Annotated in this window: 21 protein-coding genes; 8 read left to right on the top strand and 13 right to left on the bottom strand. The window is 67.8% G+C overall.

Annotated elements, in window-relative coordinates; all coding sequences use genetic code 11:
• The first annotated feature begins 233 nt into the window (after positions 1-233).
• The 3 genes from acnD to C7416_RS08350 all read left to right on the top strand — a co-directional run bounded on the left by acnD (position 234) and on the right by C7416_RS08350 (position 5,610).
• Positions 234-2,846, top strand: a complete 2,613-nt coding sequence (gene acnD / locus C7416_RS08360) for a Fe/S-dependent 2-methylisocitrate dehydratase AcnD (RefSeq protein ID WP_111518058.1) — start codon at positions 234-236, stop codon at positions 2,844-2,846.
• Positions 2,847-3,000: 154 nt separating this feature from the next.
• Complete coding sequence (prpF, locus tag C7416_RS08355; RefSeq protein ID WP_111518056.1) at positions 3,001-4,191, top strand: 2-methylaconitate cis-trans isomerase PrpF; 1,191 nt, start codon at positions 3,001-3,003, stop codon at positions 4,189-4,191.
• 294 nt (positions 4,192-4,485) lie between these two features.
• A complete protein-coding gene (locus tag C7416_RS08350) occupies positions 4,486-5,610 on the top strand; it encodes an asparaginase (RefSeq protein ID WP_111518054.1) in 1,125 nt (374 codons plus the stop codon).
• A 100-nt stretch (positions 5,611-5,710) separates the two neighbouring features.
• Here the strand turns inward: C7416_RS08350 and C7416_RS08345 are convergent, their stop codons facing one another.
• Both C7416_RS08345 and C7416_RS08340 read right to left on the bottom strand, forming a co-directional pair.
• On the bottom strand, positions 5,711-7,738 hold the full coding sequence (locus tag C7416_RS08345) for a galactose oxidase early set domain-containing protein (protein ID WP_111518052.1): 2,028 nt from the start codon (positions 7,736-7,738) through the stop codon (positions 5,711-5,713).
• A gap of 379 nt (positions 7,739-8,117) precedes the next feature.
• Complete coding sequence (locus C7416_RS08340; RefSeq protein ID WP_111518043.1) at positions 8,118-8,591, bottom strand: PaaI family thioesterase; 474 nt, start codon at positions 8,589-8,591, stop codon at positions 8,118-8,120.
• A 166-nt stretch (positions 8,592-8,757) separates the two neighbouring features.
• Between C7416_RS08340 and C7416_RS08335 the strand changes: the two genes are divergently transcribed.
• Positions 8,758-9,009: a DUF1289 domain-containing protein gene (locus C7416_RS08335; protein WP_111518132.1), complete on the top strand. Its 252-nt coding sequence runs from the start codon at positions 8,758-8,760 to the stop codon at positions 9,007-9,009.
• A 22-nt stretch (positions 9,010-9,031) separates the two neighbouring features.
• On the opposite strand, the gene C7416_RS08330 is transcribed toward C7416_RS08335, so the two are convergent.
• From C7416_RS08330 to C7416_RS08315, 4 genes are all read right to left on the bottom strand, one after another.
• Positions 9,032-9,751, bottom strand: coding sequence for an MOSC domain-containing protein (locus tag C7416_RS08330; protein WP_111518041.1), 720 nt, complete (start codon positions 9,749-9,751; stop codon positions 9,032-9,034).
• Complete coding sequence (locus C7416_RS08325) at positions 9,748-10,455, bottom strand: glutamine amidotransferase (RefSeq protein WP_111518039.1); 708 nt, start codon at positions 10,453-10,455, stop codon at positions 9,748-9,750. The genes C7416_RS08330 and C7416_RS08325 overlap by 4 nt, the downstream gene beginning before the upstream one ends.
• A gap of 130 nt (positions 10,456-10,585) precedes the next feature.
• Positions 10,586-13,045, bottom strand: a complete 2,460-nt coding sequence (locus tag C7416_RS08320; protein WP_111518037.1) for a penicillin acylase family protein — start codon at positions 13,043-13,045, stop codon at positions 10,586-10,588.
• A 120-nt stretch (positions 13,046-13,165) separates the two neighbouring features.
• Positions 13,166-14,599, bottom strand: coding sequence for an aldehyde dehydrogenase family protein (locus C7416_RS08315; RefSeq protein ID WP_111518035.1), 1,434 nt, complete (start codon positions 14,597-14,599; stop codon positions 13,166-13,168).
• A 245-nt stretch (positions 14,600-14,844) separates the two neighbouring features.
• Between C7416_RS08315 and C7416_RS08310 the strand changes: the two genes are divergently transcribed.
• Positions 14,845-15,447, top strand: a complete 603-nt coding sequence (locus tag C7416_RS08310; protein WP_111518033.1) for a hypothetical protein — start codon at positions 14,845-14,847, stop codon at positions 15,445-15,447.
• Positions 15,448-15,513: 66 nt separating this feature from the next.
• On the opposite strand, the gene C7416_RS08305 is transcribed toward C7416_RS08310, so the two are convergent.
• The 6 genes from C7416_RS08305 to C7416_RS08280 form a co-directional block, all read right to left on the bottom strand.
• Complete coding sequence (locus C7416_RS08305; protein WP_012352879.1) at positions 15,514-17,136, bottom strand: ABC-F family ATPase; 1,623 nt, start codon at positions 17,134-17,136, stop codon at positions 15,514-15,516.
• 182 nt (positions 17,137-17,318) lie between these two features.
• Entirely contained in the window at positions 17,319-18,275 is a 957-nt protein-coding gene (gene ldcA / locus C7416_RS08300) for a muramoyltetrapeptide carboxypeptidase (protein ID WP_111518031.1), read from the bottom strand.
• The gene (gene tadA, locus C7416_RS08295) at positions 18,272-18,874 is read right to left on the bottom strand and encodes a tRNA adenosine(34) deaminase TadA (RefSeq protein WP_181461172.1); all 603 of its coding nucleotides are present in this window, start codon (positions 18,872-18,874) and stop codon (positions 18,272-18,274) included. Before tadA ends, ldcA begins: the two co-directional genes overlap by 4 nt.
• Before the next feature lie 11 nt (positions 18,875-18,885).
• A complete protein-coding gene (locus tag C7416_RS08290) occupies positions 18,886-19,362 on the bottom strand; it encodes a 6-pyruvoyl trahydropterin synthase family protein (RefSeq protein ID WP_111518029.1) in 477 nt (158 codons plus the stop codon).
• Positions 19,363-19,506: 144 nt separating this feature from the next.
• Entirely contained in the window at positions 19,507-20,142 is a 636-nt protein-coding gene (queE, locus tag C7416_RS08285) for a 7-carboxy-7-deazaguanine synthase (protein WP_111518027.1), read from the bottom strand.
• 352 nt (positions 20,143-20,494) lie between these two features.
• Positions 20,495-21,001 (bottom strand): DUF1993 domain-containing protein, encoded by a 507-nt coding sequence (locus tag C7416_RS08280; RefSeq protein WP_111518025.1) that lies wholly within the window; start codon positions 20,999-21,001, stop codon positions 20,495-20,497.
• 193 nt (positions 21,002-21,194) lie between these two features.
• On the opposite strand from C7416_RS08280, the gene C7416_RS08275 reads away from it, so the two are divergent.
• Positions 21,195-21,596 carry a hypothetical protein gene (locus C7416_RS08275; protein ID WP_111518023.1) on the top strand — a complete coding sequence of 134 codons (402 nt, stop codon included), beginning with the start codon at positions 21,195-21,197 and terminating at the stop codon, positions 21,594-21,596.
• Positions 21,597-21,605: 9 nt separating this feature from the next.
• Here the strand turns inward: C7416_RS08275 and C7416_RS08270 are convergent, their stop codons facing one another.
• On the bottom strand, positions 21,606-22,226 hold the full coding sequence (locus C7416_RS08270) for a DUF2239 family protein (RefSeq protein ID WP_111518015.1): 621 nt from the start codon (positions 22,224-22,226) through the stop codon (positions 21,606-21,608).
• Positions 22,227-22,408: 182 nt separating this feature from the next.
• Between C7416_RS08270 and C7416_RS08265 the strand changes: the two genes are divergently transcribed.
• Entirely contained in the window at positions 22,409-23,938 is a 1,530-nt protein-coding gene (locus tag C7416_RS08265; protein ID WP_111518013.1) for an FAD-dependent oxidoreductase, read from the top strand.
• 91 nt (positions 23,939-24,029) lie between these two features.
• Entirely contained in the window at positions 24,030-24,470 is a 441-nt protein-coding gene (locus tag C7416_RS08260; RefSeq protein WP_111518011.1) for a DUF2231 domain-containing protein, read from the top strand.
• Positions 24,471-24,476 lie beyond the last annotated feature (6 nt).

Below are 24,476 nucleotides of genomic sequence, written 5' to 3'. Positions count from 1 at the left end.
GGGCCGCGCACATCATCGAGCAGCGCATCGACAACAAGATCATCCGCCCGAGCGCCAACTACACCGGGCCGGAGAACCTGAAGTTCGTGCCGATCAAGGATCGCAAGTAAGACCGGCTGCCGGATTGCCCTGCGTCGGGTTGCGTTGAATCCGAGCCTGCGGGCAAAGGGGTAGCTGGTCGCTGACACAGGGCCACTACCCCTTTTTCATACCTATATCGATTTCCCTACACCATGAATTCTGCAAACCGCAAACCGCTACCGGGCACCAAGCTGGATTACTTCGACGCGCGCGCCGCGGTCGAGGCGATCCAGCCGGGTGCCTACGACAAGCTGCCGTACACGTCGCGCGTGCTGGCAGAAAACCTGGTGCGCCGCTGCGACCCCGCCACGCTGACGGATTCGCTGAAGCAGCTGATCGAGCGCAAGCGCGACCTCGACTTCCCGTGGTTCCCGGCACGCGTGGTGTGCCACGACATCCTGGGCCAGACTGCGCTGGTGGACCTGGCCGGCCTGCGCGACGCCATTGCCGACCAAGGCGGCGACCCTGCCAAGGTCAACCCGGTGGTGCCGGTGCAGCTGATCGTCGACCACTCGCTGGCGGTGGAGTGCGGTGGCTTCGACCCGCAGGCGTTCGAGAAGAACCGCGCCATCGAAGACCGCCGCAACGAAGACCGCTTCCATTTCATCGACTGGACCAAGAAGGCGTTCAAGAACGTCGACGTGATCCCGCCGGGCAACGGCATCATGCACCAGATCAACCTGGAGAAGATGTCGCCGGTGATCCACGCCGACAACGGCGTGGCCTACCCCGACACCTGCGTCGGCACCGACAGCCACACCCCGCACGTCGATGCGCTGGGCGTGATCGCCATCGGCGTGGGCGGCCTGGAAGCCGAGAACGTGATGCTCGGCCGCGCCTCGTGGATGCGCCTGCCGGATATTGTCGGCGTCGAGCTGACTGGCAAGCGCCAGCCCGGCATCACCGCCACCGATATCGTGCTGGCCCTGACCGAGTTCCTGCGCAAGGAAAAGGTGGTCGGCGCCTACCTGGAATTCCGCGGCGAAGGCGCGTCGAGCCTGACGCTCGGCGACCGCGCCACCATCTCCAACATGGCCCCCGAATACGGCGCCACCGCGGCGATGTTCTTCATCGACGAACAGACCATCGAATACCTGCGCCTGACCGGCCGCACCGACGAGCAGCTCAAGCTGGTCGAGACCTATGCCAAGACCGCCGGCCTGTGGGCGGATGCGCTGCAGCATGCCGAATACGAGCGCGTGCTGAAGTTCGACCTGTCGAGCGTGGTGCGCAACATGGCCGGCCCGTCGAACCCGCACAAGCGCCTGCCGACCTCGGCGCTGGCCGAGCGCGGCATCGCCGTGGACCTGGACAAGGCGCGCGCGCAGGAGGCCGAAGGGCTGATGCCCGATGGCGCGGTGATCATCGCCGCCATCACCAGCTGCACCAACACCAGCAACCCGCGCAACGTGATCGCCGCCGCGCTGCTGGCACGCAACGCCAACGCGCGCGGGCTGACGCGCAAGCCGTGGGTCAAGTCGTCGCTGGCGCCCGGATCGAAGGCAGTCGAGCTGTACCTGGAAGAAGCCAACCTGCTGCCTGACCTGGAAAAGCTCGGCTTCGGCATCGTCGCCTTCGCCTGCACCACCTGCAACGGCATGTCGGGCGCGCTCGATCCGAAGATCCAGCAGGAAATCATCGACCGCGACCTGTACGCCACCGCGGTGCTGTCCGGCAACCGCAACTTCGACGGCCGCATCCACCCGTACGCCAAGCAGGCCTTCCTGGCCTCGCCGCCGCTGGTGGTGGCCTACGCCATTGCCGGCACCATCCGCTTCGATATCGAGAAGGACGTGCTGGGCACCGACCAGGACGGCAAGCCGGTATACCTGAAGGACATCTGGCCGAGCGACGAAGAGATCGACGCCATCGTCAAGCAGAGCGTCAAGCCCGAGCAGTTCCGCAAGGTCTACGAGCCGATGTTCGCGCTGACCGTCGACACCGGCGAGAGCGCCGCGCCGCTGTACGACTGGCGCCCGCAAAGCACCTATATCCGCCGTCCGCCGTACTGGGAAGGCGCGCTGGCCGGCGCGCGCACGCTGCAGGGCCTGCGTCCGCTCGCGGTGCTGGGCGACAACATCACCACCGACCACCTGTCGCCGTCCAACGCCATTCTGCTCGACAGCGCGGCGGGCGAGTACCTGGCGAAGATGGGCCTGCCGGAAGAGGACTTCAACTCGTACGCGACGCACCGCGGCGACCACCTGACCGCCCAGCGCGCCACTTTCGCCAACCCGACGCTGGTCAATGAAATGGCGGTGGTCGACGGCCAGGTCAAGAAGGGTTCGCTGGCGCGCATCGAGCCGGAAGGCAAGGTCGTGCGCATGTGGGAAGCGATCGAGACCTATATGGACCGCAAGCAGCCGCTGATCATTATCGCCGGCGCGGACTATGGCCAGGGCTCGTCGCGCGACTGGGCCGCCAAGGGCGTGCGCCTGGCCGGCGTGGAAGCCATCGTCGCCGAAGGCTTCGAGCGCATCCACCGCACCAACCTGATCGGCATGGGCGTGCTGCCGCTGGAGTTCAAGCCGGGCGTGAACCGGCTGACGCTGGGGCTGGACGGCACCGAGACCTATGACGTGATCGGCGAGCGCCAGCCGCGCGCGACGCTGACGCTGGTGGTCCATCGCAAGAACGGCGAGCGCGTGGAAGTTCCGGTGACGTGCCGCCTCGACAGCGACGAGGAAGTCTCGATCTACGAGGCCGGCGGCGTGCTGCAGCGGTTTGCGCAGGACTTCTTGGAGTCGAACAAGGCGGCGGCGTAAGCTCGAGCTGCTACGGAAGCCGGTGGTGTGCTCCCCTCTCCCCCGCCCCTCTCCCAGAGGGAGAGGGGAGCAAACAAGCGCCAGGCTTTGCTTCCCCGCAAATGGATTCCTAAGCTGTCACCAGGCCCCAGGCCTAACCACGACATTCATTCCCATGGCCCACGTACCCCAGATCAAGATCCCCGCCACCTACATCCGTGGCGGCACCAGCAAGGGCGTGTTCTTCCGCCTGCAAGACCTGCCCGAGCGCGCCCGCGTGCCCGGCCCGGCGCGCGACGCGCTGCTGCTGCGCGTGATCGGCAGCCCCGATCCCTATGGCAAGCAGATCGACGGCATGGGCGCTGCCACCTCCAGCACCAGCAAGACCGTGATCCTGTCGAAGAGCACGCGTCCGGACCACGATGTCGACTACCTGTTCGGCCAGGTCTCGATCGACCAGCCCTTTGTCGACTGGAGCGGCAACTGCGGCAACCTGTCGGCCGCGGTCGGCCCGTTCGCCATCAGCGCCGGCCTGGTCGACCCGGGCCGCGTGCCGCACAACGGCGTGGCCGTGGTGCGCATCTGGCAGGCCAATATCGGCAAGACCATCATCGGCCATGTGCCCATCAGCAACGGTGAAGTGCAGGAAACCGGCGATTTCGAACTGGACGGCGTGACCTTCCCAGCCGCCGAAGTCCAGCTCGAGTTCATGGACCCGGCCGCCGAGGAGGAAGGCGCCGGCGGTGCGATGTTCCCGACCGGCAACGTGGTCGACGATCTGGAGGTGCCGGGAGTCGGCACGCTCAAGGCCACCATGATCAACGCCGGCATCCCGACCATCTTCGTCAATGCGGACAGCATCGGCTACACCGGCACCGAGCTGCAGGACGCCATCAATAGCGACACCAAGGCGCTGGCGATGTTCGAAACCATCCGTGCCTACGGCGCGCTGCGCATGGGCCTGATCAAGAACGTCGACGAGGCGGCCAGGCGCCAGCACACGCCCAAGGTCGCCTTCGTGGCCAGGCCGGTGGACTACACCGCCTCCAGCGGCAAGCAGGTGGCCGCGGCCGACGTCGACCTGCTGGTGCGTGCGCTGTCGATGGGCAAGCTGCACCACGCCATGATGGGCACGGCCGCGGTGGCGATCGGCACTGCCGCCGCCATCCCCGGCACGCTGGTCAACCTGGCGGCCGGCGGCGGCGAACGCAATGCGGTCCGGTTCGGGCATCCGTCCGGCACGCTGCGCGTCGGCGCCGAGGCGCAACTGGTCGACGGCGAATGGGTGGTCAGGAAGGCCATCATGAGCCGCAGCGCGCGGGTGCTGATGGAAGGCTGGGTGCGCGTGCCCGGCGACGCGTTCTGAGCCGGTTGCAAGCGAAAACGCCGGTGCCGGCGACACTCGGCCGGCCCGGCAATGTATGCGCCTGAAGTTATGGGAAAGGCGGTTTTATGCCGAATCGGCATAACCCTTGCGCCGCCCTTCCACCGCGAATTTCTCCTCACGTATAGTCTCTGCCGCTGCCTGAACCGGACCCTGCACCACAGGCCCGGCCGCCGGCAGCCACCGACTGAACACGGACGGCACCATTCCACCCATAAGGTATGTCGTGCCGCTTCCAGTACGGGCCACACGTTCGTATAGATACCGAGGAGAACCATGAAACATTCCGCCCGCGTCACCACGCTGGCCGCTGCCCTGCTGTCGGCGAGCCTGATCACCGGCACCGCGCACGCCCAGCTCGCGCCCGCGACGCAGCCTGCCGCCGCCGCTGCCACGGCCCCGGCCGAAGCGCGCAAGGCCAACATCGTCATCATCGGCACCGGCGGCACCATTGCCGGCGCCGGCGCGGCGGCGACCAACACCGCCGCCTACCAGTCCGCCGTGGTCCCGGTCGACAAGATCATCGCCTCGGTGCCGGAAATCTCCAAGGTCGCCAACGTCAAGGGCGAGCAGATCTTCCAGATCGGCTCGGAAAGCTTCAACAACGAACGCCTGCTCAAGCTGGCCAAGCGCGTGTCGGAACTGCTCAAGCAGCCTGACGTCGACGGCATCGTGATCACGCACGGCACCGACACCATCGAGGAAACGGCCTACTTCCTCAACCTGACGCTGAAGAGCGACAAGCCGGTGGTGGTGGTCGGCTCGATGCGCCCGGGCACCGCGCTAGGTGCGGACGGCGCACTGAACCTCTACGACGCCGTGCTGGTCGCCTCCAACCCCGCTTCCAAGGGCAAGGGCACGCTGGCGGTGCTGAACGACGAAATCCACACCGGCCGCGACGTCTCCAAGACCAACACCTTCAAGACCGAGACCTTCCGCTCTCCGTTCGGCCCGCTGGGCTACGTGGTCGAGGGCCGCACCCTGTTCTACCGCCTGCCGGCGCGTCCGCACACGCTGCAGACGCAGTGGGACATCGACAAGATCGACAAGCTGCCCGAAGTGGCGGTGGTCTATGCCTACGGCAACGCCAACCCGGCCGCGGTCGAGGCGGCGGTGAAGAGCGGCGCCAAGGCCATCATCTACGCCGCCACCGGCAACGGCAGCGTCGGCGACTACATGGTCGAGTCGCTCAAGGCCGCGCGCGCCAAGGGCGTGCAGATCGTGCGCGCGTCGCGCACCGGCAGCGGCGTGGTGGTGCGTAACGCCGAGCAGCCGGACGACAAGTACGACTGGATCGTCACCGATGACCAGCTGCCGCAGAAGGCGCGCATCCTGATGGCGCTGGCGCTGACGCAGACCAACGACAGCAAGGCGCTGCAGCAGGTGTTCTGGAAGTACTGATCCAGGGCAGCACCGGGGTCGTCCAGCGCCATGGCCTGGTCGATCCCGAAACCCGGGCGCTTCCCGACCCGCGGCCGGGCCGGGAAGCCGAGCGGCGCCATCAATCCGGCTCAGGATCGCTCATGAGCTTGAGCACCAGATGCCGTCCGTCGCTGACCGCACCGTTCGTGCCGACCACGTAAAGCAGGTAATCGCCGGCGATCGCCAGCCCCGGCAGCGGCGGCGCGGTGACCTCGAGCTTGCCGCCCTGCTGCGCGAACGGCAACTTCACATACCGGTTGCCCCAGGTCCAGTTGTGCGTGACCGGGCCGGTGCGGATCATCGTTACCGCTGCCACCTCGGTGCCGGTGACCTCCAGCTTGAACTTGTTGCCGTGACGGATGCTGGACGGCGCATTGTCGATGACCGGCTTCGCCCCCTTGAAGAAGTAAGGCGGCTTGTACTGCTCGATCACCGGGACGGCGGCATCCCGCTGCGCCTGCGTCTGCGGCGAACCCGGAATCAGGTTGACGCGGTTGCCGCCCATGACCCACACCGCCCCATTGGGCATCAGCAGCGCGGTGGAGTGATCGTGCCTGGGTACGGGAGACGACACGAGATCGGTCCGGCTGCCATCCGCCGGGTTGAACATCTGGTAGCGCAGGCTGTTCGCGCTTCCGCTCGCGCCACCGACCACCAGCAGTTTCCCGTCCGGCAGCGCCACCACATTGTTTTGCGTGGCCGGCTGGATAAGACTGGCGAGCGGCTTCCATTTCGGCGTCGCGCTGGAAAAATCGATCGTTTCCGCGACCGCCGATTCGGGCGTGTTGCCCCCGCTGGAGCCGCCGAACAGGAAGACCTCCTGCGACCAGGTGCCGTCGGCACGGATCGTCACCATCAGCACGCCGGCGCCGCTGTCGTGGCCATTCTGGGCGGTGTCGACGAAGGTCCAGTGATTCTGCGCGCGCGTGGCGATCAGCGGATCGGCAAGCGCGCCCTGGACATCGAGCAGATAGGTATTGCCGCTGTAGAAGAACGGGTCGTATCCCCCGATATTGAGGCCGCCTGGCTGGCCCGGCAGCGGCGGCACCACCTCGGCCGTGACCGCGACCTTCCAGTCCTTCTCGTTCGGGCCGGTCTGGACGACAAAGGCGCGCGGATACATCGGCAACTGCTTCCACGCGTTTTCCAGCGCGACCGTCGTGTCGGTCTTCGGGTCGTAGACTTCGGGCACGCCCTGGCGCACCTTGGTGCTGCCGGCATTGGCCGGCCCCACGCTGGTGTCCTGGTCGGAGCCGGACAGGACCAGGATCCTGCCATCCGGCAAGGTCACCGCGGTCGGGTACCAGCGCTGGTATTTCAGGTCTGACGGCGTCGGCGGATCGGTGTTGTTTTCGTTGAGCGGATCGCAGTGAGACAGCACGCCGGTCGGATCCATTTCATAGCCGATCCTGACGCAGGGCATCGGCCTTGGTATCCATGACTCGGTTTTCGGGTCGAATATATTGACCTTCCTGCCGCCGTTGTTGCCGCCCTTGTCGTGCAGCCCGACCACGTAGATGCGGCCATCCACGCCGGACACATGCCCATTGCAGAACAGGTTATAGCCCAGGCCCCTGGAAAAGCCGGCATCCGTGAAGAACCGGTCGGTGCTGCTGATCTCCGCGCTAGTCAGGTCGGCGATCGCGTTCTTGGTGAAGACGCCGGTATCGATCATCGACTGCAGCCCGCACACATCGAGAATCTGCGCGTTTTCGCGCTCGAGATCCGGGCCGTAGCGCGACCAGCCGCTCTCGTCGAGCTGGCCCAGGCCGAACCCGCCCTGTACCAGGCTGATGTATTTCTGGTTGAATCCCGGAAATACATTGCTGCCGGGAACCGGCGCATTGAGATAATGTTTTGGCTTATATTCCGACGGCCGCATCCAGACCAGCATATTGGGACAAGCCGAATATTTCTTGTTCCATATCAGCGTGGCATGGATAAAATCCTTGTGAGCCGGCACCAGGCCGCTCTTTTCTCCACATACCGCCGGACCGGCTTCGGGACACTCAACGGCCGCCCGCGCGGGGCTTGCCGGCACGACCAACAGCCATAACGAGCACGAGCCCGCCACTGCCGCCGCGAAAGTTTTTTGCACGGTCTTCATGCCACACCTCCTTCGAGACCATTGCCCCAAAGACCCGGATTTTTTCAATTTTTATGGCTTTTCTTTAAATGCATAAATGTTATTGGCGTGCGGCATTGCACCGCTTTTTTACACATCCGGTGGTGAGCATAAAATCAGTTTAGGCAGCGTTGTGGCGCGCCGATGCCTGGCCGATGCACATAGGACCGCGCACGTATGTGGTCCACCGCACAGACGGGATGCGTGATATCTGCCTGCCTGGTGGCCGGGCCGGAACAGGCGGGCTCAACAACTGCGAGCAGGTCGCGCCAGTGCAACTGGCGCGCGCGGCTTTGAGGGTGATTAATGGCGGTTAATTGCGTTAATAGAAGCGAGCAGCGCGGGCTCCATCCCGGCCGGCTCAGAACATGGCGCTGCTTATCAAGGCCCTGGCAACCAGCACGCCTTCGTCGGGCGCTTCGGCATACACCGAGACATCGGTCACCACCTGCCGACGGCCACGCCGGGCCACCGACGCCACCGCCCGCAGCGCGGCCCCCTGTGCCGGCGCCAGGTACTGGATCGACAGCGAACCGGTCGCTCCGCCCTTGACGTCGTCGGCATTGGCGCCCGACGCCGCCGCGGCCGCGCCGGCGATGTCGATCAGCGTGGCAATGACACCGCCGTGCACGATGCTGCCGTGGGTCACGTTGGTCGGCAGGAACGGCATCTCCAGTTCGACATGGTCAGGCGCCAGGCTGGCCAGCCGCACGCCGAGTGCGCGCGCCACGGGAGACCCCAGCAGCACGTTATCGACCATGGCGCGCATGCGCGGGTCGACGCCGGCGGCGCGGCGGTCGTGGGAAAGGGGCACGGCGGCGATGGTCTGGGGCATGGCTGGACTCCGGTGAAGGTTCGAGGCTTGAGGCAGCGTAACGGCGGTGGCCTTGCGGCTCAATGACCTGCGAGGTAATCCCGGCCCCGCGGCACGGCCTTGGACGAGCCGCACTTGCGCACCCGATATAATGGGCGGCCGTTTCACGCTCCACCTTCCCGCCACCATGCCGTCACCTTCCGAATCCGCCCCGCTCCGCCCCGAACCGGACCACGGCACCACGGATTCCACGCTGTCCGAGCGCCCGGACAGCCCCTGCATCGGCATCTGCTCGACCTTGTTCGACGAGGTGTGCCAGGGCTGCGGCCGCACCGCGGCCGAGGTCAGCAACTGGGTATTTTTCAGCGACGAGGAAAAGCAGCGGGTGTGGGAACGCATCACGCGCGAAGGCACCGGCAAGCGTTTCCGCCAGGGCTGAGGCGCCTTCGCCCGCAGCGGGGTCATTCCCCGGACAGGCGCCGCTCCATCGCTTCGACTTCGCGCCGTTCCAGCCGCTGCCGCGCCAGCTTGCGCCAGTTCTCGGCCAGTGGCGCCAGCGCGGCCATTTCCGCCAGCGCGGCATAGTCGAGCCGGTCGACATACAGCACCTGCAGCAGACGGTGCAGCGACCACTCGGGACAGGGCCGCGCCACCAGTTCCAGCATATCGCCCGCGGCCACGTCGCCGGTTTCCAGCACGCGGTAGTACCAGCCCGTGCGCAGGCTCTGCTGCACGGCGCGCGACATGCCCGCATAGCCGAAGCGGTGATTGAGCTTCCAGCACGGCTGGCGCGCCTGCGACACCTCGACCAGCGCCGTGCCGAGCCGGAAGCGATCGCCGATGCAGACATCGGCTTCGGTCAGGCCCGTGGTGCTCAGGTTCTCGCCGAAGGCGCCAGGCGCGTCGAGGACGCCATCGGCCGACGCCCCCTGTTCCCGCAGCGTCAGGCGCCACGCCGGGTAGTGGTCGAAGGCATAGTGGTGCAGCGACTTTTCCGGGCCGCCGTGGTGGCGCGGATCGCCCTGCCCGTCGCCCTCGAGCCCGGTCGCGGTCACGCGCAGGCGCGCGCGCGTTGCGGCCTTGGCAATGCCGCTGGGTACGCCCTTGGGCCCGAACGGGCGCACGGCGCCGGTCAGCACCGCAGCGAGCGGCACGCGCAGGGGAGTTACGTACTGGCTCATAGTCCGGCCTGCTCCAGCCAGCGCGCGAACATGCGCTCTCCCGCCGCCGCCACGGTGGCACCGACTTGCGCGGTGCGCGCGCGGATGGTGCGCGGATCGATGCCGGCCTTGCCGAGTTCGACGGTATGGCCGATCAGCCAGGCCTCGATATCGCGCGGCATGACTTCGGGGTGGAACTGCAGCGCCAGCACCTGGTTGCCGATGGCATAGGCCTGGTTCGGTACCGCCGCGGTCGAGGCCAGCAACTGCGCGCCGGCGGGCAGGTCGAAGGTGTCGCCGTGCCAGTGCAGGACTTCCCATTGCGCCGCGGCCAGCTCGGCCAGCGCCGAATCCTGCCCAGCCGGCGTCGGCGAGATCGGCGCCCAGCCGATCTCGCGCGGGCCGGGGTAGACGCTGGCGCCGGCGGCGCGCGCGATCAGCTGCGCGCCCAGGCAGACGCCGATGAGCTTGCCGCCGGCGGCCAGGCGCTCGCGGATCAGCGCGATTTCCGCCTCGAGCCACGGATAGGCGTCGGTCTCGTAGACGCCGATGGGGCCGCCGAGCACCAGCAGCAGGTCGGCCGGCTCGCTGGCGATGGGGCCAAGGTCGTCGACGCCGGCCTGGAACACGCGCAGCGTGTGTCCGCGCGCGCGCAGGGCGTTGCCGATCACACCCGCGTGTTCGACGGCGACGTGCTGGATCACATGGGTAGTACGCGTTGTCATCAGGGGCTCCTGCCGGGACTGAGGGAGAGAAAGGCCCTCATGTTAGCGCCTGGCGCCAACTCCCGGAGGACGACCCGGGCATGACCTCGCCAGTTTGAGAACCTTCCCGGCGAGACATGCGTGTTCCGCGCTATTTTGTCGCAGGCGCCAGCACCAGGGAGCCTGCCGCGCCCTGCGGACCGTGGGCTGCCGCCGGCGGCATGGTGATGTACTCCACCGCCGCCCACTTGCCGATCCAGTCGCGGTAGCGCGGCAGCAGCGCATTGCCGGACTGCCCGGTGGAGTCCATGAAGCGCGACGCCGCCAGGTCGGACAGGGCGTAGAGCGCACGCACGCTGGCCGCATGGGTGTTTTCGAACGGCGCCTTGTCGTCGCGCAGGTTGTGCCGGCCGACGTTGACCGTGTAGGTGTCGCCGCCGGTCGGCACGCGCAGGTTGAACAGCGGTGCCAGGTAGCCGACCTTGCCGAAGGGCCGGTGCTCCAGCCGCGCCGCGTGCGCCTCGCCCCAGCGCCAGCGCGCGGGGTCGTCGCCATAGCGGCGCGACAGGTCCGCCATGGCCTGGGTCCAGGCGTCGGCCACGGCATCGTCGCAGCTCTCGGCCGGGCCGGTATGGGGCCGGTCGCACCAGAACGCGCCCAGCTTGCGCGGATCGCGCAGGATGTTGAGCATGGGCTGCTGCACGTTGCGCTGGTCCCACAGGCGCACGAAGATCGCCTCGCCAGTCTTCTCCTCGAACAGCCGGCGCGACAGCTCGCGCAGCCATGCGGTGACCACCAGCGGCTCGGCGCGATCCGGATCCATGGTGCCGTCCCACTGGCGCAATGCCTGCAGCAAGGCGCGTTCGCGCGCCGGGCGCGCGGCGTCGTTGCTGACCGGCGCGGCCAGCAGCAGCGGCAGGACATCGCGCACCGCCAGCGAGACCACGTCCTTCTGGATCGCGGCGAAGCTGTCGAAGCTGTGCTTCGGCGTGGCCGCCAGCAGCGTACGGATGCGGTCGAAGCGATACGGCACCGTCCATTCGCTGGTGATGAAGTACGGGTAGTCGGGCGCGACGATGCGCTGGTTGGCCGTCACGATCACGCCCTCGGCGGGGTTGTACTGGTGCGGCAGCGCCTCGAACGGGATAAAGCCGGTCCAGTCGTAGCGCGCGTCCCAGCCCGGGGCAGGCGCCAGGCCCTTGAGGTCGTTGTCGGCGCGGCGCAGCGGCACGCGGCCCGGCGCATAGAAGCCGATATTGCCGTCGACGTCGGCATAGACGATGTTCTGCTGCGGCGAGTGGAAGTCGCGCAGCGCGGCGGTGAAGCTGTTCCAGTCGCGCGCCTGGTTCAGCCGCAGCCCCGCCAGGAAGGTGCCGTCGTCCGGGCGCAGCGCGGTCCACTGGAACGCCACCACGTATTGCGCGCCCAGCGGCGCCGCGGCGCTGGCGAGCGACTCGGCCACATCGGAAATCACCGGGCCGTGGCGCGTGCTGCGGACCTTCATCGTCACGTCGGCGGCGCCCTTGACGCGGATGGTCTCGGTGCGGGTCTCGAACACGGCCCAGCCCTGCGGCGTCTGGTACTGGGTGTCGTTGCCCGGTCGCACGCGCTCGAGATACAGGTCCTGCACGTCGGGCGCGGTATTGGTCAGTCCCCAGGCGATGCGGTCGTTGTGCCCCAGCACCACCAGCGGCATGCCGGGCAGCGTGGCGCCAGCCACTTCCAGCCCGGGCGCGCTCAGGCGCGCGAAGTACCACAGCGCCGGCGCCTGCAGCCCCAGGTGCGGGTCGTTGGCCAGCATCGGCTTGCCCGATTGCGTGTGCGCGCCCGACACCACCCAGTTGTTCGAGCCCATGCCCTCGACATAGCCCGGCGGCGCCTTGTCGCCGACGCTGGCCATCGCGCTCGCCAGCGGCGCCAGCTGGCGGTACAGATGGCCATAGTCCATGGTGCGTACCGGCTGCTCGCCCGGATACGGCGCCAGCAGTTCGCTGATGCGGGCCACGGGCAGCACCTGCGCCAGCCGCATGCGCAGCGTCTCCTGGGTCCAGTTGCCGCCCAGGTCCCATGCCATCATGGTCTGCCAGCCCAGCGTGTCGGCCGGTTCCCAGCGCTCCGGCCGGGTGCGCAGCAGCAGGAACTCCGGCGGCAGCGGGCCCCGGCGCTGGTCGATCCATGCGTTGACGCCGTCGGCATAGGCCTGCAGCGCCGCGCGCGCCTCGGGCGAGGCCTGCGCGAAGATGGCCTCGGCGTTGCGCCGCACGCCCAGCGTGCGCAGGAACTTGTCGTTATCGACCGCGGACGGGCCAAGGATTTCGGCGAGCCGGCCGGCGACGATGCGCTTGTTCATCTGCATCTGCCACAGCCGGTCCTGCGCGTGCACGTAGCCCAGCGCGAACCATGCATCGGCCTTGCTGGCGGCGCGGATATGCGGCACGCCATGGCTGTCGCGCACCACCGTGACCGCTTCGCGCAACCCCGCCAGCACCTCGTTGCCCGACACCGGCGGCTGCGCCGCGTGGCGATACCAGACCAACGCGCCGGCGGCGCCGGCCACTGCAAGCCCGAGCAGCACTACCAGCCACCTGGCCAGCCGACCGATCCCGCGCATCGTTGCTCCCCCTTTGTCCTTGTCATGTTGTTCGCGCATTATCCGCGCATTTTCCGCACGAAAAAATGCCCGGACCAGCCGGGCATTTCCTCGCTGATGGCCTGCTTGCCCGCGCGCCCGTCAGGCGGCGGACTTCTTCAGCTGCAGCGACTTGTACTCGAGGAATTCCTCCAGCCCGTACTTGCCGGCTTCGCGGCCGTTGCCGGACTGCTTGTAGCCGCCGAACGGCGCCTGCATGTTGAACGGCCCGCCGTTGATATCGACCTGCCCGGTGCGGATGCGGCGCGCCACGCGGATCGCGCGCGCCTCGTCGCCGGACCACACGCCGCCGCCCAGGCCATAGATGCTGTCGTTGGCGATGCGCACCGCGTCGTCCTCGGTGTCGTAGCAGATGATCGACAGCACCGGCCCGAAGATCTCTTCCTGCGCCACCGTCGCACGCGGCTCGACGTTGCCGAGCACGGTCGGCTTGACGTAGAAGCCCTGGTCCAGCCCTTCCGGAGTCTCGGGGCCGCCGGCCACCAGCTCGGCGCCCTCTTCCAGGCCGCGGCGGATATACCCGGTCACGCGGTCCTTCTGCACCGCGGAGATCAGCGGGCCCAGCTTGCTGGTTTCCTGCAGCGGATCGCCCACGGTAAAGCCGGCCACCACCTTCTGCGCGATCGCCTTGACTTCGTCGTAGCGGGCGCGCGGCACCAGCATGCGCGTGTGCGCTGAGCAGGTCTGGCCGGAGTTGAGGAAGCAGGCATTGATGGTGCCCTTGACCGCCGCCGGCAGGTCGGCATCGTCCAGGATCACCGAGGCCGACTTGCCGCCCAGCTCCAGCGCGACGCGCTTGACGGTCTGCGCGGCCAGCTCGGACACGCGCTTGCCGGCCCGGGTCGAGCCGGTGAACGACACCATGTCGACTTCCGGATGGCTGGCCAGCACCTCGCCCACCACCGGTCCATAGCCGGTCACCAGGTTGAACACGCCGGGCGGGAGCCCCGCGGCCTCGATCACCTCGGCCAGCACGAAGGCATTGAGCGGCGCCACCTCGGACGGCTTGAGCACCACGGTGCATCCCGCCGCCAGCGCCGGCGCCACCTTCAGCGTGATCTGGTTGAGCGGGTAGTTCCACGGCGTGATCGCGCCGACCACGCCAACCGGCTCGCGCACCACCAGCGAATTGCCGACTTCTTCCTCGAAGTGGAAGCCTTCCAGCAGCTTGGCAGCCTGGCCCCAGTTGTAGACCGGCCCGCCCACCTGGATCGCGCGTGCCAGCTTGATCGGCATGCCGACTTCGCCGGCGATCAGCTGGGCCAGTTCTTCGCTGCGCGCCTTCAGTCCTTCGGCGATCCTGGCGATATAGCCGGCCCGCACTTCCGGCGGCGTGGCCGACCAGCCGTCGAAGGCCGCCCGCGCGGCCTGGATGGCGTCTTCGGCGTCGCGGGCCGAGCCTTCCGGAATGGTCCCCATCACCGCTTCGGTGGCGGAATGGATGACATCGATCTTGCCGGTGCCGTGGGGTGCGACCCACTTGCCGTTAATGAAGAGTTTGTCTCGTTGTTGCATGGCCACAGTTCTCGGTTTGGTGAATTGGCGATTGCAATTTTTTGTTACTTTTATGGTGCAGGCACATTGTAGAGCGGATTCCGGCCCATGTTATGGCGCTGCGGGAAATGGCGCCGGCCGCGCCTGCCGCTCCGCACAAGAACCTGGCGATAATCGGCCGCGGGTGACAGACGGGAGACACGCGACGCGGGGACGAGGAAGACTCGCCACGGCGCGCGCACATAACAAGACAAAGGGGGCGAGGCATGGTCGATCCGATCTACCGCAAGACGGAGGCGGGGCAGGACGAAATCCGCAGCCGCGCGCGCAAGCTGGACCACAAGCTGCGCGCGCTGCTGCTGATGGTCAACGGCGAGCGCCGCGAGCAGGCATTGCTGGCGCAGGTGGCGGGCATGGGGATCGGCCCGGACGCCATGGCAACGCTGCTGGCCCAGGGGCTGGTCGAAGCCGTCGCCGAAGCGGCGCAGCCGCCCGTCACCGCGCCGCAAGAACCCGCACGTGTCGCGCCACCGGCTGCAGACACCAACCTGTTCTCGGTTTATGCCATGCGCCATGCGCCGGTGGCGGAGGTAGCGGCGCCGCCGCCCACCAGTACAGCCGCCGCCCACTCGCCCGCCGAGATCCAGGCGTACCAGCGCGTCTACCACTTCTATACCGACGTGATCGGGCAGCATCTCGGGCTGCGCGGCTACATGCTGCAGGTGAAGGTGGAGAAGGCCGCCGACCTGCCCGCGCTGATGGCGCTGCGCGAGCCGCTGCACGCGGCGCTGCTCAAGGCGCGGGGCGACCTCACCGCGCGCGCCATCATGGCGCAGCTGGACCAGGTCCGCGACGGCAGCGCCGCCTGACACGCCGGTGCGGACAGCAAAAAGGCCGCCCGCAGGCGGCCTTCAGCAAGCATAGGGACGCGGCGCTCAGCCGTCGATGCCCTGCGACTGCAGGTACTCGTCGTACGTGCCCAGGTAGTCGGTCAGCGTGCCGTCGGTGCGGACTTCGATGATGCGCGTGGCCAGGCCGCTGACGAACTCGCGGTCGTGCGAGACGAAGATCAGCGTGCCCTGGAACTTGTCGAGCGCGATCTGCATCGACTCGATCGATTCCATGTCCATGTGGTTGGTGGGCTCGTCCAGCGCCAGCACGTTGTGGCGGCCCAGCATCAGCTTGCCCCAGATCATGCGGCCCTTCTCGCCGCCGGACAGCACCTTGACGTTCTTCTTGATGTCGTCGGCCGAGAACAGCAGGCGGCCCAGCGTGCCGCGCAGCGAGGTCTCGTCGTCGCCGGCCTGCGTCCACTGGCTCATCCAGTCCATCACGTCGCGGTCTTCCGGGAACTCCTCGTAGGTGTCCTGCGGCATGTAGCCGACGTTGGCGTTCTCGGCCCACTTGACCGTGCCGCGGTCGACCTCGACGCCGCGCTGCACGCCGGTCTGCACCGCGCCGTTGAGCAGGCTGCGCAGCAGCGTGGTCTTGCCCGCGCCGTTCTCGCCGATGATCGCCACGCGCTCGCCGGCCTGGATCGCCAGCGACAGGTTGTCGATGATCTTGCGGTCGTAGCTCTTGGTGATGCCTTCGACCTCGACCGCCAGGTTGTGCAGCTTTTTCTCGAACTCGAAGCGGATGAACGGGTTCTGGCGCGACGACGGCTTGATGTCCTCGACCTTGATCTTCTCGATCTGCTTGGCGCGCGAGGTCGCCTGGCGGGCCTTGGACTTGTTGGCCGAGAAGCGGCGCACGAAGTCCTGCAGCTCGCTGATGCGCTCCTTGGCGCGCGCGTTGGCGGCCATCTGGCGCTCGCGGGCCTGCATCGACGCTTCCATGTACTCGTCGTAGTTGCCCGGGTAGACCTTGAGCGTGCCGTAGTCCATGTCGGCCATGTGGGTGCAGACCGAGTTCAGGAAGTGGCGATCGTGCGAGATGATGATCATGGTGGAGTTGCGCTCGTTGAGCACGGTCTCCAGCCAGCGGATGGTGTTGATGTCAAGGTTGTTGGTGGGCTCGTCCAGCAGCAGCACGTCCGGGTTCGAGAACAGTGCCTGCGCCAGCAGCACGCGCAGCTTCCAGCCCGGTGCCACGTCGCTCATCGGGCCCTGGTGCTGCGCGGTGGGGATGCCCACGCCCAGCAGCAGCTCGCCGGCGCGCGCCTCCGCGGTGTAGCCGTCGTATTCGGCGTACTTGGCCTCGAGCTCGGCGGCCTTCATGTAGTCTTCGTCGGTCGCTTCCGGGTTGGCGTAGATGGCGTCGCGCTCCTGTGCGGCGGCCCACATCTCGGTGTGGCCCATCATCACCACATCCAGCACGCGCATGTCTTCATAGGCGAACTGGTCCTGGCGCAGCTTGCCCAGGCGGATGCCCGGCTCCAGCATGACGTTGCCCGACGACGGCTCGAGGTCGCCGCCCAGGATCTTCATGAAGGTGGACTTGCCGCAGCCGTTCGCGCCGATCAGGCCGTAGCGGTTGCCCTCGCCGAACTTGACCGAGATATTCTCGAACAACGGCTTGGGGCCGAACTGCATGGTGATGTTTGCGGTAGAAAGCACGTCTGGAACCTTGTCTGGAGATTGTGGCGCCGCGGCGCGGGCCGGAAGGATTCCGGCAGCCATGGCCGGCGTTGCGGCACGGGCCACGCCGGGCTCATGCGAGAACCCGGCAGGAAATCAGGAAATAACCGCGCATTCTATCATCCGGACGCATTCCTTGCGACCGGAGGCGAGCTGCGGGCTCAGGCCAGCGGCGGCAGTACCGGGTAGCCGGAGAATGCCATGCTGAAACCGTCGGCGCGTGCCGACAGCCGCACCTGGGCACCGACCGGCAGCGTCAGCTTGCGCGCGCAATGCCCGAACGGCAGGCCGGTCAGCACCGGCACCTGCAGCTGCTCGCGCAGGTAGGCCACCACGGCGTCCATGTCGTAGCCGTTGTCGTAGTCGGTGACGCGGTAGTTGGAGAAATCGCCCAGCACGATGGCGCGCTGCGCGCCCAGCACGCCGGCCTGCTGCAGCTGGACCAGCATGCGCTCGACCCGGTAAGGGGGCTCGTTGATGTCTTCCAGAAACAGCACCCCGCCCTGCACCTGCGGCATGAACGGCGTGCCCAGCAGGCTGCACAGCATCGCCAGGTTGCCGCCCCACAGCGTGCCCTCGACGCTGCCGGAGAACGGCTGGCCGCCGGACTGCGGCGCGGCGATGTCGACGCGGTAGGCCGGATTGCGCAGGATGCCCTCGAAGTGCTCCCACATGTAGGGGTCGACGCCCTCGGCACCGAAGTCTGCCAGCAGCATCGGTCCGGCAAAGGTGACGCCGCCGGTGGCCGCCAGGTAGGCCAGCTGGAACGCGGTGAAGTCGCTGTGGCCGACGATGGGCGTGCCGCTGGCGCGCGCCTGCCCGGCGATGCGGGCAAAGTCGACCTGTGCCAGCAGGCGCGCGATGCCGTAGCCCCCGCGCACCGCCAGCGTCAGTTCATGCGGCACGCCGGTGCCGATCGCGTGCAGGTCGGCCAGCCGCTCCGCGTCGGTGCCGCCGAAGCGCAGGTAGCGCCGCGCCAGCACGTCGGGGTTGGTCATGTGGTAGCCATGGTGCTTGAGCCAGGCACAGCCGCGCGCGGCGGTGGCGACATCGTGCGGATACCCGGACGAGGCGATCAGTCGGACTTCGGTATGCGGCCTGCTGTTCGGCGTGCTCATGCTTCGGTGTCGTGGTTCTGGTCGGGTGCGGCGGCCGGCGCCGGCTGGCGCGCGGCCTTCTGCGCGCGGCGGCGGGCGCCGAAGAAGTCCTTCAGCATCTGGCCGCATGAGTCGGCCAGCACGCCGCCGGTGATGCTGGTCTGGTGGTTGAGCTGGGCCTGCTCGAACAGGTTGACCACGCTGCCAGCGGCGCCGGTCTTGGGGTCGCTGGCCCCGAACACCACATGGCGCAGCCGCGCATGCAGGATCGCGCCGCTGCACATGGCGCACGGCTCCAGCGTCACGTAGAGCTCGCACTCGGGCATGCGGTAGTTGCCAACCACCTGCGCGGCGGCGCGCAGGGCCTGCATTTCGGCGTGCGCCGAGGGGTCGACCGAGCGGATCGGCAGGTTGTGGCCGCGCGCGATGATGGTGTCGTTCCAGACCACCACCGCACCGACCGGCACCTCGCCAGCGGCTTCGGCCAGGCGGGCCTCTTCCAGCGCGGCGCGCATGTAGCGCGCGTCGCGCTCGGCGGCCTGCGCCGGATCGTCCGGCAGCGCGCGTGGGGCGCGCAGCGGCAGCGGTGGCGGCGAAGCCGGTGAAGGCGGCTGGGTCATTCGTCGCCCGCTCAGTCCTGCGCGGGCAGCACCGCCGGCGCGCTGACTTCGGCCCAGCAGTTGGGCGTTTCGAACAGCACCAGCCGGGTCAGTTGCAGCTGGTGGCCGAAGCAGTCCTTGAACACCGGCGCCAGGATGTCGAAGGCCACCTGGGCCAGGTTCTCGACCGTAGGGATCGCGTCCAGCACCACGGTCTTGTGCCCTTCCATCGATTGCAGGAAGTTCAGCAGCGCGGTGTCGCCGCGGTAGATCAGGAAGGCGTGGTCCCACTGGCTGACCAGGTGCTCGTTGGCGAGCGCCTTGATGTCGCCGAAATCCAGGATCATGCCGTCATCCGACGCGCCCTCGCGATGCAGCACCTCGCCCGACAGCGTCAGGTCCAGTCGATAGCGGTGGCCGTGGATATTGCGGCACTGCCCGCAGTGGTTGGGGATGCGGTGGCCGGAGTCGAACTCCAGCCGGCGGGTGATGGAAACTTGTTTGCTCATGTGTACCGGCGCCGGTGCCGGCGGCCTGCGTTGAAGCGGACGCCGCGCGTGCGTCCGAAGCCTCTATTGTGGACTGAATTGCGTGGGTGGTGATGGCCTTGTAAGCCCGCTGCCGCCCGCGGGGCGAGCGGCCGCCCCGACCGTTCAGCGGATGCCCAGCAGCTTGTGGGTCTGCAGCGACAGCCGCCAGCGCGGGTGGCGCTGGCAGAAGGCCACCGCGGCGGCGGTATTTTCGCGCGCCAGCGGACCGTCCATGGCCTGCACCAGGAAATGGCGGAAATCAAGCTTCTCGTATGCGGCGAAGTCCTGCCCTTCCTGCGGGATCACCACCTTCAGCTCATCGCCGTGCGTGACCACCAGCTCCGAACCCATCTTGGGACTGACGCAGACCCAGTCGATGCCGGGCGGCACGGCGATGGTGCCGTTGGTCTCGATCGCGATCTCGAACCCTTGTGCGTGCAGCGCGTCGATCAGCGGCGCGTCGAGCTGCAGCAGCGGCTCGCCGCCGGTGCAGACCACCAGCGGCTTGCCGCCGGCGCCCTGCGGCCACTCCGACGCGACCACCGCGGCCAGTTCCCCGGCGCTGCGGTATTTGCCGCCACGCGTGCCATCGGTGCCGACGAAATCCGTGTCGCAGAACTGGCACACCGCGCTGGCGCGGTCCTGTTCGCGGCCGCTCCACAGGTTGCAGCCGGCAAAGCGGCAGAACACCGCGGCGCGGCCGGCGTTGGCGCCTTCGCCCTGCAGCGTATAGAAGATTTCCTTGACGGCGTAAGTCATGCGTGAGGTCTCTCTTGGACCGTAAACAGCGGTTCGCAGCAGTTCGGCAGCATTTGCTGGCCGGGGTTCAGTAAAGGATGGGCAGGGCCGGAGCCGGACCTCGCGCTGCGTGGTCGCACTGGCGCGTGGTCGCGCCCTCGATGTGGACCGAAACGTATCGAACTGGGCGGCTGTGCTGGCAGCGCGGGTGCTGCCGGGGTGGGGCTGTCCTGGCCTGTCGCAGGCTGCGCCCGGCATTGGCCGGACGTGCCGCAAGTATACCAGAGGCCCCGGGGTTCTCGCTTGAGCGCCACGGCCGGCGGCGCGCCAAAGGTGAAGCGCGGTGCTCCCGCCGGCCCGGCCCGGTGCGGGCTTACTTCAGCCCGAGGTAGTCGCGCTTGCCGATTTGCACGCCCTTGTGGCGCAGGATGTCGTAGGCGGTGGTCACGTGGAAATAGAAATTGGGCAAGGCAAAGCCGAGCAGGTAGGACTTGCCGTCGAAGCGCAGCGGGCCCTGCGGCAGCTTCAGTTCGACCACGCGCTGTTCGCTGCCTTCTAGCTGCGCCGGCGTGATCTGCTCCAGGAACACGATGGTGCGGCCGATGCGGTCCTGCAGTTCCGCAAAGGTCGTTTCGGTATCGGCGAAGGACGGCACCTCGATCCCGGCCAGCCGCGCGGCGCAGCCCTTGGCGGCATCGCTGGCGCGCTGCACCTGCGCCGGCAGCGGGTCCATGTCGGCGATCAGGCGGGTCTGGATCAGGTCGGCCGGGTCCATCCCCTGCGCCTGGGCGTGCGCCGCGCCCTTGGCGAGGATCGCGTCGAGGTGGCCCAGCGCGCGGATAAACGGAGGGATCGAAACGTCGTACATCGAAAGTGCCATGGAGGGTCTCCTGTGCAGGGGGCGGGTTTCTTGTCTTGCGGCCCCTTGGGCATGCGGACCGCAGCCGCGAGCATAGACCGGATCGGCCTTCGGTGCCGGACCGTGCGCCGCTGGCGGGCAACCTGCTTTAACATAGCCAGCCACCGCCCCCGCAATCTTGCAATCCTGCTGCCCTGCCCAGCCCGCGCCCGACATGAACGCGCCGTTCCCTCTCCGCACGGAATGCCCGCCCGGTGCCTGCATCTGCGGGCGCGAAGCGCTGCTGAGCGACCCCGATGCCGACCTGCGCGTGCTGCGCCTGACGCGCGCCGAGGAAAAGCGGCTGGTCGAACGCCTCGAGAACCTGACCAGCCTGGCCGAGCTGCAACGGATGGAGGGCCTGATGCAGGCCCAGCTCGGCATCGTGCTGAGCATCACGCCCAGCGCGCGCGGCGTGCGCACCGTGCGCGGCATCAACATCCAGGTGCTGGAGCAGCCCGGCCTGTGCCGCAAGATCCGCCAGTCGATCCCGTCCGCGATCCGGCGCAGCATGGAGGCGCATCCCGAGATCGCCTACGCGATCGTCGATGCGCACGACCTGCTGGGCGGAGCCTGAGCGCGCCGCTCAGCCGTTGCTGTCGGCCAGCCGCAGCGCGTGCTCGCGCACATCCGCCGGCCAGTCCGCGATCTGCCGGGCGAACCCTTGCAGGTCGTTGGCGAACAGCGCCCGGCTCGCCTCCTCGAAGCCGGCCAGGTCGCCGGCAATCGCCACCATGAAGTGATAGGCGCGCTCGCTGGCGGCGCGGCTGCGGTCCTTGCCGGCGTGTTCGCGGCGGGCCTGCTCGACCAGCTTGCGCAGCGCCACCGAGGCGCCGCCGGGCTGCGCGGCCAGCCATTCCCAGTGGCGCGGCAGCAGCGTCACCTCGCGCGACACCACGCCGAGCTTTGGCCGGCCACGGCCGCGCGGTTCGGCCGCTTCCAGGGCATCGCTGCCCTCGCCGGCAGCCGGCTGCAGCGCGGCCAGCTGCGCCGCGCGCACTGCCGACCGTTCGACGATCTCGTCTTCGGTGCCGCTGGTATCCAGGTCGATCGAGCGGCCGGTGCTGTCGTCGAATACCAGCACCGGCCCGGCCGCGCCGTGGTCCAGGGCGCGTCTCAGCGCCAGCGCGTTGTCCGGCAGCGGACCCGAGGCGATGCGGCGGTGGCCGTCGAAAGTGGTGAAGTGGTGAGGCGTCGGCGCGGTCATGGCAGCTCTGCGAAAGAGAAACAGGAACATCGCCAAATATTACCCGGATAAAATAGGAAGTCAATATTACCCGGGTAATTTATTCGACCGGTCGTCCGGGTGTAGGACCGCGCCCGATACCTGCGCCGGCATCACTGACCTATCACTGAGACATAGGCAAGAACAAGCGGAGGTCGGGCGGCATGACGATTTCATACTGGACAGCCGGGACAACCCTTTCCAGCCCGCCCCTGGACGGCGATGCGACCTGCGATGCCTGCGTCATTGGCGCGGGCATCGCCGGGTTGTCGGTCGCCTATGAACTCGCTGCGGCCGGACAGGCCGTGATCGTGATCGACGCGGACGGGCCTGGCGCGGGCGAGACCGGCAGGACCACCGCGCACCTGATGACGGCCTTCGACGATTATTTTTTCTACATCGAACGCCACCTCGGGCATCAGGCGGCACGGCAGGTGGCCCAGAGCCATGCGGCGGCAGTGTCGCGGATCGAGTCGATCTGCGCAGCCGAATCCATCGACTGCGACTTCCGGCGCGTCGACGGCTTTCTCTTTGCCGAATCGTCCGATGGCGAGGAGCTGCTGTCGAAAGAACTGGATGCCGCGCACCGGGCCGGCCTCGACGACGTCGAGCGGGCCAGCGACGTGCCGACCGGCAAGGTGGCGCTGCGCTCGGCGCTGCGGTTCCCGCGGCAAGGGCAGCTCCATCCGCTGAAGTACCTGGGCGGCCTGGTCGAAGCGATCCAGCGCCGCGGCGGCAAGATCTACGGCAAGACCCGCGCCATGGAGGTCGAAGACGGCCGGCCCGCCACCGTGCGCACCGCCAGCGGAGCGCGCATCGAGGCCGGCAGCGTCATCGTCGCCACCAATACGCCGTTTATCGACCGCTTCGCCATCCATACCAAGCAGGCCGCGTACCGGACCTTCGTGGTGGGCATGAAGGTGCCGCGCGGCAGCATGCCGCTGTGCCAGTTCTGGGACACGCTCGATCCCTACCATTACGTGCGCATCGCCGGCGACCTCGACGACGGCTACCAGTTGCTGATCAGCGGCGGCGAAGACCACAAGGTCGGCCAGGCCGACGATGCCGGGCAACGCTTCGCCAGGCTGGTCGACTGGACCCGCCAGCGCTTCCCGGTGGTGGACGAACCCGTGTTCGCGTGGTCGGGCCAGGTGATGGAGCCGGTCGACGGGGTCGCCTTTATCGGCCGCAACCCCGGCGATACCAACGTCTATGTCGTCACCGGCGATTCCGGCAACGGCATGACCCACGGCGCGATCGCCGGCATGCTGATCCGCGACCAGGTCACCGACCGCACCAACGACTGGGCCGACCTTTACGACCCGTCGCGCAAGTCGGTGACCGCGGTGGTCGAGTATGCGCGCGAGAACGCCAATGTGGTGGTCCAGTACGCCGACTGGCTCGGCAAGGACGACGGCGTCGCGCTGGACGCCATCGCGCCGGGCACAGGGCATGTGGTCAAGGCCGGCGGCCGCCACGTGGCCGCGTTCCGCGATGCGGATGGCGGCCTGCACACCTTCGACGCCACCTGCCCGCACCTGAAATGCCTGGTCCAGTGGAACAGCCTGGAGCAATCCTTCGATTGCCCTTGCCATGGCTCGCGCTTCGGCGTCGATGGCTCGGTGCTGCATGGTCCGGCGAAAGGTGGCCTGGAACCCGTCGACGTGACACGGGACGACCAGCGCCATCATTGAACGGGGAGGCACGCCGCGCCTGAGCGGCGAACCGTAAGGGCCCTCGCGCGCCCTGCGCCATAAATGCGCCCTGAACGTCAAAGGAGTCGCCATGCTCACTCCCGCCAGCATTGCCAAGCACCCGATCCATCCGATGCTGATCACCATCCCCATCGGCTTGTGGATCTTTTCCTTTGCCTGCGACCTGATCCGCTATTTCGGCGGCGACAGTCCCAACTGGCCGGTGGTGGCACTCTATGCCATGGTCGGCGGCATCATCGGCGCGCTGCTCGCGGCGCTGCCCGGCCTGATCGACCTGCTGTCGCTGCCCAGCGGCATCCGCCGCATTGCGCTGCTGCACATGGGCATCAACCTGACCGTGGTCGCGCTCTATGTGATCAACGCCTGGTGGCGCATGCGCGGAGCCGGCGCCGGCGCCATCGTGCTGTCGGCGATTGCCATCGGCCTGCTGGCGGTATCCGGCTGGCTGGGCGGGAAGATGGTGCATGTCCATGGCGTGGGCGTGCAGACGCCGCCGGCACCGCTGCGGTGACGAAGC

The sequence above is a fragment of the Cupriavidus phytorum genome (assembly GCF_003254285.1).
GTDB lineage: Bacteria > Pseudomonadota > Gammaproteobacteria > Burkholderiales > Burkholderiaceae > Cupriavidus > Cupriavidus phytorum.
This window is presented reverse-complemented; position numbering and strand designations above follow the sequence as displayed.